Annotated in this window: 13 protein-coding genes and 1 pseudogene; 3 read left to right on the forward strand and 11 right to left on the reverse strand. The window is 70.1% G+C overall.

Annotated features, from left to right (window positions below):
• The 8 genes and pseudogenes from A9977_RS34090 to A9977_RS16870 all read right to left on the reverse strand — a co-directional run.
• Nucleotides 1–319: pseudogene (locus A9977_RS34090) on the reverse strand (hypothetical protein); the annotation flags it as partial.
• Nucleotides 320–482: 163 nt separating this feature from the next.
• The gene (locus A9977_RS16840; protein WP_183026022.1) at nucleotides 483–1,055 is read right to left on the reverse strand and encodes a DUF3299 domain-containing protein; all 573 of its coding nucleotides are present in this window, start codon (nucleotides 1,053–1,055) and stop codon (nucleotides 483–485) included.
• Between the two features lie 40 nt (nucleotides 1,056–1,095).
• Entirely contained in the window at nucleotides 1,096–2,358 is a 1,263-nt protein-coding gene (locus tag A9977_RS16845) for an FtsX-like permease family protein (protein WP_183026023.1), read from the reverse strand.
• Nucleotides 2,355–3,053, reverse strand: a complete 699-nt coding sequence (locus A9977_RS16850; protein ID WP_183026024.1) for an ABC transporter ATP-binding protein — start codon at nucleotides 3,051–3,053, stop codon at nucleotides 2,355–2,357. Before A9977_RS16850 ends, A9977_RS16845 begins: the two co-directional genes overlap by 4 nt.
• 18 nt (nucleotides 3,054–3,071) lie before the next feature.
• Nucleotides 3,072–3,620 (reverse strand): DUF2796 domain-containing protein, encoded by a 549-nt coding sequence (locus tag A9977_RS16855; protein WP_183026025.1) that lies wholly within the window; start codon nucleotides 3,618–3,620, stop codon nucleotides 3,072–3,074.
• Nucleotides 3,617–4,537, reverse strand: coding sequence for a sulfurtransferase (locus A9977_RS16860; RefSeq protein ID WP_183026026.1), 921 nt, complete (start codon nucleotides 4,535–4,537; stop codon nucleotides 3,617–3,619). Before A9977_RS16860 ends, A9977_RS16855 begins: the two co-directional genes overlap by 4 nt.
• A 31-nt stretch (nucleotides 4,538–4,568) precedes the next feature.
• Nucleotides 4,569–5,501, reverse strand: a complete 933-nt coding sequence (locus A9977_RS16865; RefSeq protein ID WP_183026027.1) for a DMT family transporter — start codon at nucleotides 5,499–5,501, stop codon at nucleotides 4,569–4,571.
• Nucleotides 5,502–5,603: 102 nt separating this feature from the next.
• Nucleotides 5,604–6,746, reverse strand: a complete 1,143-nt coding sequence (locus A9977_RS16870; RefSeq protein WP_183026028.1) for an aromatic ring-hydroxylating dioxygenase subunit alpha — start codon at nucleotides 6,744–6,746, stop codon at nucleotides 5,604–5,606.
• Between the two features lie 279 nt (nucleotides 6,747–7,025).
• Here A9977_RS16870 and xseB point away from each other — a divergent pair, with 279 nt between their 5' ends.
• Genes xseB through dxs form a run of 3 tightly spaced genes read left to right on the forward strand, consistent with a single transcriptional unit; the run spans nucleotide 7,026 to nucleotide 10,065 of the window.
• On the forward strand, nucleotides 7,026–7,283 hold the full coding sequence (gene xseB / locus A9977_RS16875; RefSeq protein ID WP_183026029.1) for an exodeoxyribonuclease VII small subunit: 258 nt from the start codon (nucleotides 7,026–7,028) through the stop codon (nucleotides 7,281–7,283).
• On the forward strand, nucleotides 7,280–8,200 hold the full coding sequence (locus A9977_RS16880) for a polyprenyl synthetase family protein (protein ID WP_183026030.1): 921 nt from the start codon (nucleotides 7,280–7,282) through the stop codon (nucleotides 8,198–8,200). Before xseB ends, A9977_RS16880 begins: the two co-directional genes overlap by 4 nt.
• A 14-nt stretch (nucleotides 8,201–8,214) precedes the next feature.
• Nucleotides 8,215–10,065: a 1-deoxy-D-xylulose-5-phosphate synthase gene (gene dxs, locus A9977_RS16885; RefSeq protein WP_183026031.1), complete on the forward strand. Its 1,851-nt coding sequence runs from the start codon at nucleotides 8,215–8,217 to the stop codon at nucleotides 10,063–10,065.
• 136 nt (nucleotides 10,066–10,201) lie between these two features.
• On the opposite strand, the gene A9977_RS16890 is transcribed toward dxs, so the two are convergent.
• From A9977_RS16890 to A9977_RS16900, 3 genes are read right to left on the reverse strand one after another with little or no spacing between them, the layout of a single operon-like run.
• Nucleotides 10,202–10,933, reverse strand: coding sequence for an ABC transporter ATP-binding protein (locus A9977_RS16890; protein WP_183026032.1), 732 nt, complete (start codon nucleotides 10,931–10,933; stop codon nucleotides 10,202–10,204).
• Nucleotides 10,930–11,733: an ABC transporter ATP-binding protein gene (locus A9977_RS16895; protein WP_183026033.1), complete on the reverse strand. Its 804-nt coding sequence runs from the start codon at nucleotides 11,731–11,733 to the stop codon at nucleotides 10,930–10,932. The genes A9977_RS16890 and A9977_RS16895 overlap by 4 nt, the downstream gene beginning before the upstream one ends.
• The gene (locus A9977_RS16900) at nucleotides 11,730–12,593 is read right to left on the reverse strand and encodes a branched-chain amino acid ABC transporter permease (protein WP_183026034.1); all 864 of its coding nucleotides are present in this window, start codon (nucleotides 12,591–12,593) and stop codon (nucleotides 11,730–11,732) included. Before A9977_RS16900 ends, A9977_RS16895 begins: the two co-directional genes overlap by 4 nt.
• Nucleotides 12,594–12,595: the final 2 nt, after the last annotated feature.

A 12,595-nucleotide genomic window follows, 5' to 3' on the forward strand; every position in this document is an offset into this window, starting at 1 on the left:
CCGAAACGCACTGACACACATGGCGTCGGCCCCGGGGCCAGGGTGAACGTTGAGAGGAAGGCGGCACACGCAGGCAGACGATGCGCGCCCGCCGACCCTGTTCGACCTCACCAGGAAGCGAGACCATGGCTCCACTCCAACGATCCGCGCCGCGCGCCGGCCTGAGTGTGGGGGCTGCGGCCACCGCGGGGGCCGCGGCCGGCGCGGCGACCGGAGCTTCGGCCGGTTTGTTGTCGCAGCCCGCGAGGGCCAGCACGGCCGCGCCGATGGCGGCGAGCATCAGGCCGGCGCGCGGCGCGGATCGTTGGAGTGGAGCCATGGTCTCGCTTCCTGGTGAGGTCGAACAGGGTCGGCGGGCGCGCATCGTCTGCCTGCGTGTGCCGCCTTCCTCTCAACGTTCACCCTGGCCCCGGGGCCGACGCCATGTGTGTCAGTGCGTTTCGGACCCGCGTGTCAGCGCCGGGGCCGCGGCGGGCGGCCGTTCAGTTCTTCGCGCCGCCGCCGTAGGCCGTGACGCTCTGCGCATCCAGCCGGTAGCCGGCCACGCCCATGCCCGAGTCGCTGCGCGCGGTCTTGAGCGTGCCGACCACCCAGACCGCGTCCATGGCGCGGAATTTCGCGGCCTTGGACGGGTGCACGTGCAGGATCTGGTTGGCCGGCGGCGGCGGCGTGTGGATGCAGGCGCCGAAGTAGGGCACCAGCAGGAACTCGGTGATCTCGCCGGCCTTCTTCTGCTCCAGCGGCACGATGTAGCCGGGGATCTTGACCTGCGCGCCGTCGAGCGACGCATTGACCGGCGCGTTGTCGAAGGCCTGCTGCATCTTCTTCATCAGCGCGGTGGCGCGCGGGTCGCCATCCTGCAGCCGGCCGACGTCGGTGGCGCTGAAGTCCTTCATCGGGTCCCAGTCCTTGGGCACCAGCTCGTCCCAGACGATCTCGCGCACCGCGCCCGGTCGAGCCTTGGCCGGTGCCGCGGGCTCGGCCGCGGGCGCGGGCAGCAGGGCAAGGGTACCCGCGCTGAGGACGAGGGCGCGCAGCAGGTGGAGGGGCTTCATGGCAAGTGTCCTGGGTCCAAGGGCGAAGTATGCGATTTCATCAAAGGCGCGGCGACAGCCCGTCGGCCAGCGAGAGCCGGTAGGCGCGCAGCGCGGGCAGCAGGCTGGCGAGCCAGCCCGCGCCCAGCAGCGCGGCCAGCAGCAGCGCCTCGTTGGCGGTCGGGGCTGACAGCGCCAGTGTGAGCCCGAAGTGTGACTGCAGCCAGGGCGACAGCGCCGCGATGCCCAGCACCGCCGCCGCCGTGCCGACGAGCACGCCGGCCAGCGTGACCAGCGCGCCCTCGATCGCCAGCAGCGCCAGCACATGGCGCAGGCCCGCGCCGGCCGCGCGCAGCACCGCGAGTTCGCGCCGGCGCTGGTCGAGGCCGGCCAGCACCACCGACACCAGGCCCGCGAGGCTCACCAGCGCGACCAGCGCCGACATCAGCAGCAGCGCGTTCTCGCCGACGCCGACCATGTCCCACAGCGCGTCCAGCGCCACGCCGGGCAGCACCGCCATCAGCGGCTCGCCGCCGTAGGTCGAGACCCAGCGCTGCACGCCGAACACCGCCGCGCGGTTCTTCAGGCCGACCAGCGCGGCCGTCACGTTCTTGGGCGTGAGGTCGAGCTGGCGCACCTGCTCGGCCGACAGCCGCAGGCCGGGCAGCGGCGCGCCGCCGCGCCAGTCGGCATGGATGGCCTCCATCGCCTCGAGCCCGATGTGCACCGTGCGGTCGACCGGCGTGCCGGTGCGCGCGAGGATGCCGACCACGGTGAAGGGCTTGTCGGCATGCTCGGCCACGATCAGTTCGCCCGTGCCGTGCGCCAGCGTGATGCGCTGGCCGACCCGGTAGCCCAGGCGCTCGGCCACTTCGGCGCCCACGACCGCGTCGAACAGGCCCTCGAAGGGCCGGCCTTCCTGCAGCGCCAGCGGCTGGCGGTCGCCGTAGTGGAAATGCGTGAAATAGGCGGGCGTGGTCGCGAGCACCGCGAAGCCGCGGTGCGAATCGCCCAGCGACAGCGGCACGACCCAGTCGACGCCCGGGTGCGCCGACAGCGCCTGCACGCTGGTCCAGGCGATGTTGTTGGTGGCCGCGCCGATGCGGAACACCGAATAGAGCAACAGCTCGGTCGAGCCGGTGCGCGCGCCCACGATCAGGTCGGTGCCCGAGACGGCCGACGAGAAGCTGTCGCGCAGCTGCGTGCGGATGCGTTCCACGCCCAGCAGCAGCAGCGTCGACAGCGCGATCGACAGCACCGTCAGCAGCAGCGTGAAGCGCCGGTTCCAGGCGCTTCGCCAGGCGATGGAGAACAGCGTGCTCATCGGGCGGTGGCGCGGTTGAGGTCCGGCAGCCGCAGCACATGGGCGAAGCGCGGGGCGATGCGCTGGTCGTGGCTCACGAACACCAGCGCGCTGTGGTGTGCCTGGCAGGCCGCCAGCAGCACCTCGAGGAAGGCCTCGCGGTGGCCCTCGTCGAGCGCCGAGGTCGGCTCGTCGGCGATCACCAGTTCGGGCTGGCCGATCAGCGCGCGCGCCGCGGCCACGCGCTGCTGCTGGCCCACCGACAGCTGCAGCGCCGGGCGGCGCCACAGCTCGCGCGCCAGGCCCATGCCCGCCAGCAGCTCCTCGGCCTGGGCGCGCGGCGTGCCATGTTGCTGCGCGGCGCGGGCGCGGCGGCGATCGGAGAAGCGGCAGGGCAGCAGCACGTTGTCGAGCACGCTCAGGTAGGGCAGCAGGTTGAACTGCTGGAAGATGTAGCCCACGTGCGCCACGCGGCAGCGGTCGCGCGCCGCGCCCGAGAGCGCGGCCCAGTCGTGGCCCAGCAGCGTGGCGCGGCCGCTGTCGGCCACCAGCACGCCGGCCATCAGCGACAGCAGCGTGCTCTTGCCGCAGCCGCTGGGGCCATGCAGGAACAGCGTGTCGCCGGCCTGCACCTCGAGCCGCTCGATGTCGATGCACGGCGCCGCGGCGCCCGGCCAGCCGAAGCGCAGCGCTTCGATGGCGAGCACCGTGCTCATGGCCGCTTCATGCCCGCGTCACTTGCCCCACGCGAGCCGCGCGTTGGGCCGCTTGAGCGTGCGCTTGAACTGGCCCTGGGGCGAGACGATCTGGGCCTCGATCTGGCGCGGGCCCTTGAAGGCGGTGAACAGCGCCACGTCGATGAACTTCACGGCCGAGGCGGTGGCGCAGTTGAAGGCGAAGGTGGCGTCGATGTCGGCATGGGCGCCGGCGGCCGGCGCCGCGGCATCGGCCTTGCCCAGGCCCAGCACCGGCGCCCGCAGCTCGACCGGGCCCAGCTTGCAGTTGCCGGCCGGGTCGATGGCGAAAAGGGTGTCGGCGGCGCGCAGCTTGGCCACGGCCTCGTCCACGGTCTTCTTCTCGGCATCGTTGCGCGGCGCGCGCTCGAAGCCCAGGAAGTTGTCCAGCGGTGCTTCCATCGTCACCACCACGGTCGGGCCCTCGACCGCGACGTCGAGCTTGATCTGGCCATGCACATGCGCGGCCTGCTGCGCCTGCGCCGCGAAGGGCAGCGTACACAACGCAGCGGAGAGAAGGAGAAGAAGACGGGAGAGTCCTCGGTTCATGGTTCGGCGCCTTGCCGGGTCGGCAGCCCCGGCGTGTTGCTCCATTCGCTCCAGCTGCCGGCATAGAGCGCGGTCGGCCCCAGGCCCGCTATGCGCATCGCGAGCAGGTTGGGCAGGGCGCTCACGCCGCTGCCGCACTGGTGGACGACCGTCGAGGGATCGCGTCCGGCCAGCAGGGTGTCGAATTCGGCGCGCAGCTGCGCGGCGGGCTTGAACTTGCCGTCCGGACCGATGTTCTCGGCGAAGGGGCGGTTGAGCGCCCCGGGGATGTGACCGGCGATCGGGTCCAGAGGTTCCACTTCGCCGCGATATCGTGCGCCGGCGCGGGCGTCGATCAGCGTCTGGCGTGCATCGCCCAGGCCGGCCGCGACCTGCTGCGTGCCGACCAGCGCCACGCGCGGTGCCGAAGGCACGAAGTTCGACTGGAAGTGCGCCGGCTCCTCGCCCTGCGCCACCGCGCCGCCCGCGGCCTGCCAGGCCTGCAGGCCGCCGTCGAGCACCGCGACGGCCTCGTGGCCCATCCACTGCAGCATCCACCAGAGCCGGCCGCAGTAGTTGGCGCCGTTGCGGTCGTAGACCACGGCCTGCATGCCGTTGGTGAAGCCCACGCTCGAGAGCCAGGTCGCGAACTTCTCGCGGCTGGGCAGCGGGTGGCGGCCGCCCGAGGCGGGCACGCCGTCGTCGTGCGCCACCACCACCGCGCCGTCCTTGCCGGGCAGACCGTGGGGCGCGCTGAGCGCTTCGTCGAGGCTGGCATACACCGCGCCGGCGATGTGCAGCTCGAGGAACTGGGCGGCGCCGGCCGCAGGCTTCATCAGGTCGAAGCTGCAGTCGAAGACCATCAGCGGCGTGCCGGCGGCCTGCAGGGCCTGCAGCTGCTCGGCGGAGATCAGGGTGTCGTAGCGGGAGGTGGCCATGGGAACTCCTTGCGGGAACGGGGGAGAAAGGTCAGTGTTCTTCGGCCGGCGCCTTGGGCAGCGAGCGCTGGCGCAGGAAGGTGGCGGCGATGCCGCTCGCGATGATCAGGCCCATGCCGGCCCAGCCGCTCAGGTCCAGCCGGTCGTCGAACAAAAAGACGCCGTAGAGGGCCGCGAAGATGATGCCCGAGTACTGCAGGTTGGCGACCAGCAGCGTGCCGCTTTCGGACTTGGCGGTGGCGTAGGCGCGCGTCATGCACAGCTGGCCCAGTGCGGCGAGCACGCCCACGGGCAGCAGCCAGGCGGCATGGGACCAGGACCACTGGGCCCAGGGCGTGAAGCCGTCGATCACCGTGACCAGCCCGCCCGCCACGGCCGAGCCGACCGCGAAGTAGAAGACGGTGCGGGCCTCGGGTTCGCCGGCGCGCGAGAGCGCCACCACCTGCATGTAGGCGAAGGCGGCGGTCATGCCCGAGAACAGGCCCATCAGGCTGGCAAAGCCCTGGCTGCCGTCGACGCTGGGCTTGAGCATCAGCACCACGCCCGCGAAGCCGACCAGCACCGTGAGCGCCATCGTGCCCTGGAACGGCGGCCGCGGAATCCTGCCGTCGCGCCCGGGCACCGGCATCCAGGCCAGCAGCGCGCCGCCGACCAGGAAGGCCGCGATCCAGACGCTGCTCATGTAGTTGAGCGTGACCGCGGTGGCCAGCGGCAGGTGCGCGATCGCATAGAACCAGGCGCCCAGCGAGACCACGCCGATCAGGCTGCGCCAGGCATGCATGCCCGGGTAGCGCGTGCCCAGCGTTACGCCGCGGTTGCGCGCCAGCAGCCAGAGGAAGACGATGCCGATCAGCCCGCGGTAGAACACCAGTTCGGCGCTGGTGAACCAGGCGGAGGCGATCTTGACGCAGAGGCCCATGGTCGCGAAGAAGAGTGCGCCCAGCACCATCCAGAGAGCTTGCATTTTCAGTCTTCGTGCGCCGACAGCGGTTCGGTATCAGTCATGAAGCACCGCGGGACCGACGTCGCCGGGTCAGGGGTGTGGGCGTGGCGACGTTCCGTGTCCTCAGGCCGCGGGGGCGAGCTTGTCGCGATACCACTCGTGGAATTGCTGCATGCCGTCTTCCATCGGGCTCTGGTAGGGGCCGGTCTCGTTGTCGCCGCGCAGCATCAGCGCGCGGCGGCCGGCGTCCATGCGCTCGGCGATCTCGTCGTCTTCCACGCAGGTCTCCATGTAGGCGGCCTGCTGGGCCTCGACGAACTCGCGCTCGAAGGCGACGATTTCCTCGGGGTAGAAGAACTCGACCATGTTGAGCGTCTTGGTCGGGCTCACCGGGTGCAGCGTCGACACGGTCAGCACGTGCGGGTACCACTCGATCATCACGTGCGGGTAGTAGGTGAGCCAGATCGCGCCGTACTTGGGCGGCTTGCCGTTGCGGTACTGGAGCAGCTGCTCCTGCCACTTCTGGTAGACCGGGCTGCCCGCGCGGCCGAGCCGGTTGGCCACGCCCACGGTCTGCACCGAGAACTCGCGGCCGAATTCCCAGCGCAAGTCGTCGCAGGTCACGAAGCTGCCCAGGCCGGGGTGGAAGGGGCCGACGTGGTAGTCCTCGAGGTAGACCTCGATGAAGGTCTTCCAGTTGTAGTTGCACTCGTGCAGCTCGACGCGGTCGAGCGCATAGCCGCTGAAGTCGAGGTCGGCGCGCGGGCCCAGCCCGGCCAGGTCGGCCGCCACATTGCGGCCGCTGCCGTCGGCGTTCTTCTCGAACAGCAGGCCATTCCACTCCTCGATCGGGTAGTTGTGCAGGTTCAGGCAGGGGTCCTGCGCGAAGTGCGGGGCGCCGATCAGCGTGCCGGTGGCGCGCGGGTCGGCCGCGGCGTAGGTCCAGCGGTGCAGCGGGCAGACGATGTTGCCGCCGGTCTTGTTGTCGAGCTGGCCCCGACCCTGCAGGATCAGCGCCTGGCGGTGGCGGCAGACGTTGGAGATCAGCTCCACGCCCTTGGGCGTGTGCACCAGCGCACGGCCGTCGTGCTCCTGCGGCAGGGTATGGAAGTTGCCCAGTTCCGGCACGGACAGCCGGTGGCCGACGTAGCGCGGTCCATTGGCGAACAGCGTCTGCAGCTCGCGAGCGAAAAGGGCTTCGTCGAAGTACGCGGAAACCGGAAGTTGGCTCTGAGCCGGCTGCAGTTGAAGACTTAAATCAGACATGGGTGACCTGACCAAGCTCCCCACAGGGAGGAAAAAGGAAAAGAGGCGCCGTCTGGCGGATGCGACGGCCCGAAAAGAACATCGCCGGCGGGCGCCGGCGTGGAGGAGGGGCGATTGTACCCGGCCGACCTTTTCCTGCATCCCGAAGCACCAGCGTCCCCAGAAGCGCGCATGGCATTTTCCCGCGCCGGGACCGCCGGCGGGGCCGGTTTCTGGTGTGCGCGACGGCACGCGGCGCTGTGGAAACTAAAATACGACGTTTCATCCACGATCTCCCGCATGCCCAAGGCGCTTCCCCCTCTTTCCCAGACCGGTCCCGACACCGGGCCCCTGCCGGCCAGCTACGAAGCCGGGCTGCAGGAACTCGAACGGCTGGTGAACGAACTCGAGTCCGGGCAATTGCCGCTCGACCAGTTGCTGGGCAGCTACCAGCGCGGCGCGGCCCTGCTCGGCTTCTGCCGCGACCGGCTGCAGGCGGTGGAAGACCAGATCAAGGTGCTCGACGCGGGCCACCTCAAGGCGTGGTCGGCCGAATGACCGCCGTCCTGACGGCAGCGGGCTGGGACGCGCAGCGCCTGGCGGCCTGGAGCGGGCCGCATCTTTCCAGCGTCGAAGCGGCGCTCTCGGCCTGGGTCGGCGTCGACGCGCCGGTGCAGCTGGGCGATGCAATGCGCTATGCGGTGCTCGACGGCGGCAAGCGCCTGCGCCCGCTGCTGGTGCTGGCCGCCAGCGAGGCCGTGGGCGGCGTCCCGGCCGCGGCCCTGCGCGCGGCCTGCGCCACCGAACTGATCCACGCCTACTCGCTGGTGCACGACGACCTGCCCTGCATGGACAACGACGTGCTGCGCCGGGGCAAGCCCACGGTGCACGTGCAGTTCGGCGAGGCCGATGCGCTGCTCGCGGGCGACGCGCTGCAGGCGCTGGCCTTCGAACTGCTCACGCCCGACGACGGCAGTGTCGCGCCCGCGGTGCAGGCCGCGCTGTGCCGGCTGCTGGCGCGCGCGGCGGGCAGCCAGGGCATGGCCGGCGGCCAGGCGATCGACCTGGCCAGCGTGGGCCTGGCCTTGAACGAAGCGCAGCTGCGCGAGATGCACCGCCTGAAGACCGGCGCGCTGCTGCAGGGCAGCGTGGACATGGGCGCGGCCTGTGCGCAGCAGGTGGCGCCCCAGGCGCTGGCCGCGCTGAGCGCCTACGGCGCGGCGCTGGGCCTGGCCTTCCAGGTGGTGGACGACATCCTCGACGTCGTCGCCGATTCGCAGACCCTGGGCAAGACCGCCGGCAAGGATGCCGCGGCCGACAAGCCGACCTACGTGTCGCTGCTGGGCCTGGACGGCGCGCGCGCGCAGGCGACCCAGCTGCTGGGCGAGGCCCTGGCCGCGCTCGAACGCAGCGGCCTGCCCGACACGAATGCGCTGCGTGCGCTGGCACACATGGTCGTGGACCGCGACCGATAACAACAACCCATCCCATGGCCGAGCTGCTCCCCACCATCCACGATCCTTCGGTCCTGCGCCAGTACGACCGTGCCCAGCTCAAGCAGCTGTCCGACGAGGTGCGCGCCTGCGTGCTGGACAACGTGTCGCGCACCGGCGGCCACCTGAGCTCGAACCTCGGCACCGTGGAGCTCACCGTCGCGCTGCACCACGTGTTCAACACGCCGCACGACCGGCTGGTGTGGGACGTGGGCCACCAGACCTACCCGCACAAGATCCTGACCGGCCGGCGCGAGCGCATGCCCACGCTGCGCCAGCAGGGCGGCATCTCGGGCTTCCCGCAGCGCGCCGAGAGCGAGTACGACACCTTCGGCACCGCCCATTCCTCGACCAGCATCTCGGCCGCGCTCGGCATGGCGATGGCGGCCAAGCAGAAGGGCGAGGACCGGCATGCGGTGGCCATCATCGGCGACGGCGCAATGACCGCTGGCATGGCCTTCGAGGCGCTCAACAACGCGGGCGTGTCGGACTGCAAGCTGCTGGTGATCCTGAACGACAACGACATGTCGATCAGCCCGCCCGTGGGTGCGCTCAACCGCTACCTCGCGCAACTCATGAGCGGCAACTTCTACGCGGCCGCGAAGAACGTGGGCAAGAGCGTGCTGCGCGCCGCGCCGCCGCTGTTCGAGCTGGCCAAGCGCTTCGAACAGCATGCCAAGGGCATGGTGGTGCCGGCCACGCTGTTCGAGCAGTTCGGCTTCAACTACGTCGGCCCGATCGACGGCCACGACATCGATTCGCTGGTGCCCACGCTGGAGAACCTCAAGCAGCTCAGCGGCCCGCAGTTCCTGCACGTGGTGACCAAGAAGGGCCAGGGCTACAAGCTGGCCGAGGCCGATCCGGTGGCCTACCACGGCCCGGGCAAGTTCGATCCGCAGGTGGGACTGGTGAAGTCGACCACGGTCGCCAAGCAGACCTTCACCCAGGTCTTCGGCCAGTGGCTGTGCGACATGGCGGCCCAGGACGGTCGCCTAGTCGGCATCACGCCCGCGATGCGCGAAGGCTCGGGCATGGTGGAGTTCGAACAAAAATTCCCGGCCCGCTACCACGACGTCGGCATCGCCGAGCAGCATGCCGTGACCTTCGCCGCCGGCCTGGCCTGCGAAGGCCTCAAGCCGGTGGTCGCGATCTACTCGACCTTCCTGCAGCGCGCCTACGACCAGCTGATCCACGACGTGGCGATCCAGAACCTGCCGGTGGTCTTCGCGCTCGACCGCGCGGGCCTGGTGGGCGCCGATGGTGCCACGCATGCGGGCGCTTACGACATCCCCTTCGTGCGCTGCATCCCCAACATGAGCATCGCCTGCCCGGCCGACGAGCGCGAGTGCCGGCAGCTGCTGAGCACCGCCTATGCGCAGAACCATCCGGTGACGGTGCGCTACCCGCGCGGCGCGGGCGCCGGCGTCACGCCGCATCTCACGCTCGAGGCGCTGCCCTTCGGCAAGGGCGAGATCCGTCGCGAAGGCCGGCGCATCGCGATCCTGGCCTTCGGCTCGCTGCTGTATCCGGCCTTGAAGGCCGCCGAGTCGCTCGACGCGACGGTGCTCAACATGCGCTGGGCCAAGCCACTGGACGTCGAGCTGCTGCTGCAGGTGGCGGCCACGCACGACGCCTTCGTCACCTTGGAAGAGGGCGCCATCATGGGCGGCGCCGGCAGCGCGGTGCTCGAGGCGCTGCAGGCCGCGAAGGTGCAGAAGCCGGTGCTGCAATTGGGCCTGCCCGATGTGTTCATCGAGCATGGCGATCCGGCCAAGCTGCTGGCGGGCGTGGGGCTGGATGCGGCGGGCATCGAGCAGTCGATCGTGGAGCGCTTCGGCCGCGCCTGATCCGTCTTGCTCCTTCCCCCTCCGGGGGATGGCTGGGATGGGGGCTCGCATCGCCACCGACGCTGTGGCGTTTCGAAGGCCGCCGGCCCCCACCCCAACCCTCCCCCGGCGGGGGAGGGAGAAACACCCAGAGACCTCAAGTCCCCAGGTATGCGTCCTGCACCTTCGGATTGCCCAGCAGCTCCCGTCCGCTGCCCGCGAGCACGATCGACCCGGTCTCGATCACATAGGCCCGGTCGGCGATCTTCAGCGCCTGGCGCACGTTCTGCTCCACCAGGAAGATCGTCAGCCCCTGCTTGTTGATCTCGCGCAGCGTGCGGAAGATGTCCTGCACGATGATCGGCGCCAGGCCCATCGAGGGCTCGTCCAGCAGCAGCACGCGCGGCTTGGCCATCAGCGCGCGGCCGATGGCCAGCATCTGCTGTTCGCCGCCCGAGAGGTTGCCCGCCAGGCCGTCGGCCCGGTCCTTGAGGACCGGGAACAGCGTGTAGATGCGCTCCAGGTCGGCTGCGCGCGCGGCCGCGCCGTCGCGCCGCGTGTAGGCGCCGAGCTCGAGGTTCTCGCGCACCGTCAGCGTGGTCAGCGTGGCGCGGCCTTCGGCCACCTGCACCAGGCCGCCGGCCACGATCTTGTGCGGCGACAGCGCCGTGATGTCCTGGCCCGCGAACAGCACGCGTCCGGCGGTCTTCTTCACCAGGCCCGACAGCGCCAGCAGCGTGGTCGACTTGCCGGCGCCGTTGGCGCCGACCAGCGTGGTGATCTGGCCTTCGTGCAGTTCGAGGTCGATGCCCTTCACGGCCTCGACGTGGCCGAAGGACACCTTCAGGCCCTGGACCTGCAGCAAGGGGGTGTTCGTGGCGACGCTCATGCCGCGGTCTCCTGGTCGTTCGTGGCTTCGTCGTCTTCGCGGCCGAGGTAGGCCTCGATCACCTGCGGGTCGTTGCGGATCTGCTCGGGGCCGCCGCGCGCGATGATGCGGCCGAAGTTCAGCACCGCGATCTGCTGGCACAGGCCCATCACGAAGCGCATGTCGTGCTCGATCATGAAGACCGTGAAGCCGCGCGCCGCGATGTTCTCGATCTCGACCATCAACTCGCTCTTCTCGGTGCTGTTCATGCCGGCCACCGGCTCGTCGAGCAGCAGCAGCGTGGGCTCGGTGGCCAGCGCGCGCGCGAGTTCCAGCTTGCGCTGGTCGCCGTACGAGAGGTTGTCGGCCACGTCGTGCGCCTTGTGGTCGAGCTTTACCCAGCTCAGCAGTTCGCGCGCACGCTCACGGGCACGCTTCTCCTCGCTGCGGAACAGGCCCGAGCCGGCCAGCAGGCCCAGCGGGCCGTAGCGCAGCTTGGCGTCCATGCCCACCGTCACGTTCTCCAGCAGCGACATCTCCTTGAAGATGCGGATGTTCTGGAAGGTGCGCGCGATGCCGCCGCGGGTGATCTGGAAGGGCTTGCGGCCCGCCAGGTCCTGGCCTTCGAAGTGGATCGTGCCGCTGGTGGTCGGCAGCAGGCCGGTGATCAGGTTGAACACCGTGGTCTTGCCGGCGCCGTTGGGGCCGATCAGGCCGAAGATGCCGCCCTTGGGAATGTCGAGGTTCACGTCCTGCAGGACCTTGAGTCCGCCGAAGTGCCGCGACACGTTCTTCAATGTCAAAAGTGTCTGGTCGCTCATGCTGCGCTCCCCTTGCGGCCGAACCACTGGCGGATGCGTGCCGGGTCCCAGATGCCCTTGGGCAGGAACAGCACGATCAGCACCAGGATGAAGCCATTGACCACCAGGCGGAAGGCACCCAGGCCGCGCAGCGTTTCCGGCAGCAGCGTGAGGATGGTGCCGCCCAGCACCGGGCCCGTGAGGCTGCCGATGCCGCCCAGGATCGCCATCGTGAGGATGTCGACCGCGCGGTTGAAGCCGTACTCGGCCGGGCCGATGAAGAAGGTCAGGTGCGCGTTGAGCGTGCCCGCCAGGCCGGCGATGGCGCCGCCCAGCACGAAGGCCAGCATCTTGTGGCCCGCCACGTCGATGCCCATCAGGCCCGCCGCGGTCTCGTCTTCCTTGATCGCCTCGAAGGCGCGGCCGACCTTGGAGCGGCGGATGCGCCACAGCACCAGCACCGTGAGCACCAGCGCCAGCGCCACGTGCCACCACTGCGTCGATTGCGGGATGCCGTTCAGCCCCAGCGCGCCGCCCGTGAGCGATTCGACGTTGAGGATGGTGATGCGCACCACCTCGCCGAAGGCCAGCGTGGCCATCGCGAGGTAGACGCCCGACAGCCGCAGCGTGGGCTTGCCGATGATGAAGGCGACCAGCGCCGGCGCGGCCATGCCGGCGGCGATGGCCACCGGGAAGGGCACGCCGTAGTTGAGCGTGAGGATCGAGGCGGTGTAGGCGCCGATGCCCATGAAGGCCGCGTTGGCCAGGGCCAGCATGCCGCAGGCCAGCGTGAGCCAGATCGAGAGTGCCAGCAGGCCGTTGATGCCCAGCGAGAGCACCAGGTTGCTGTAGACCGACCAGAAATTGTCGAGAGCTTCCATGG

Source organism: Variovorax sp. UMC13, from assembly GCF_014170375.1.
In the GTDB taxonomy this organism is placed as follows: domain Bacteria; phylum Pseudomonadota; class Gammaproteobacteria; order Burkholderiales; family Burkholderiaceae_C; genus Variovorax.

What these genes read in the sequence shown, in the direction of transcription:
- A9977_RS16890 (WP_183026032.1), bottom strand. Translation starts at nt 10,933, where the DNA reads ATGAGCGTCGCCACGAACACCCCCTTGCTGCAGGTCCAGGGCCTGAAG.
- A9977_RS16845 (WP_183026023.1), bottom strand. Translation starts at nt 2,358, where the DNA reads ATGAGCACGCTGTTCTCCATCGCCTGGCGAAGCGCCTGGAACCGGCGC.
- A9977_RS16840 (WP_183026022.1), bottom strand. Translation starts at nt 1,055, where the DNA reads ATGAAGCCCCTCCACCTGCTGCGCGCCCTCGTCCTCAGCGCGGGTACC.
- A9977_RS16855 (WP_183026025.1), bottom strand. Translation starts at nt 3,620, where the DNA reads ATGAACCGAGGACTCTCCCGTCTTCTTCTCCTTCTCTCCGCTGCGTTG.
- A9977_RS16870 (WP_183026028.1), bottom strand. Translation starts at nt 6,746, where the DNA reads ATGTCTGATTTAAGTCTTCAACTGCAGCCGGCTCAGAGCCAACTTCCG.
- dxs (WP_183026031.1), top strand. Translation starts at nt 8,215, where the DNA reads ATGGCCGAGCTGCTCCCCACCATCCACGATCCTTCGGTCCTGCGCCAG.
- A9977_RS16865 (WP_183026027.1), bottom strand. Translation starts at nt 5,501, where the DNA reads ATGCAAGCTCTCTGGATGGTGCTGGGCGCACTCTTCTTCGCGACCATG.
- A9977_RS16900 (WP_183026034.1), bottom strand. Translation starts at nt 12,593, where the DNA reads ATGGAAGCTCTCGACAATTTCTGGTCGGTCTACAGCAACCTGGTGCTC.
- A9977_RS16850 (WP_183026024.1), bottom strand. Translation starts at nt 3,053, where the DNA reads ATGAGCACGGTGCTCGCCATCGAAGCGCTGCGCTTCGGCTGGCCGGGC.
- A9977_RS16860 (WP_183026026.1), bottom strand. Translation starts at nt 4,537, where the DNA reads ATGGCCACCTCCCGCTACGACACCCTGATCTCCGCCGAGCAGCTGCAG.
- A9977_RS16895 (WP_183026033.1), bottom strand. Translation starts at nt 11,733, where the DNA reads ATGAGCGACCAGACACTTTTGACATTGAAGAACGTGTCGCGGCACTTC.
- A9977_RS16880 (WP_183026030.1), top strand. Translation starts at nt 7,280, where the DNA reads ATGACCGCCGTCCTGACGGCAGCGGGCTGGGACGCGCAGCGCCTGGCG.
- xseB (WP_183026029.1), top strand. Translation starts at nt 7,026, where the DNA reads ATGCCCAAGGCGCTTCCCCCTCTTTCCCAGACCGGTCCCGACACCGGG.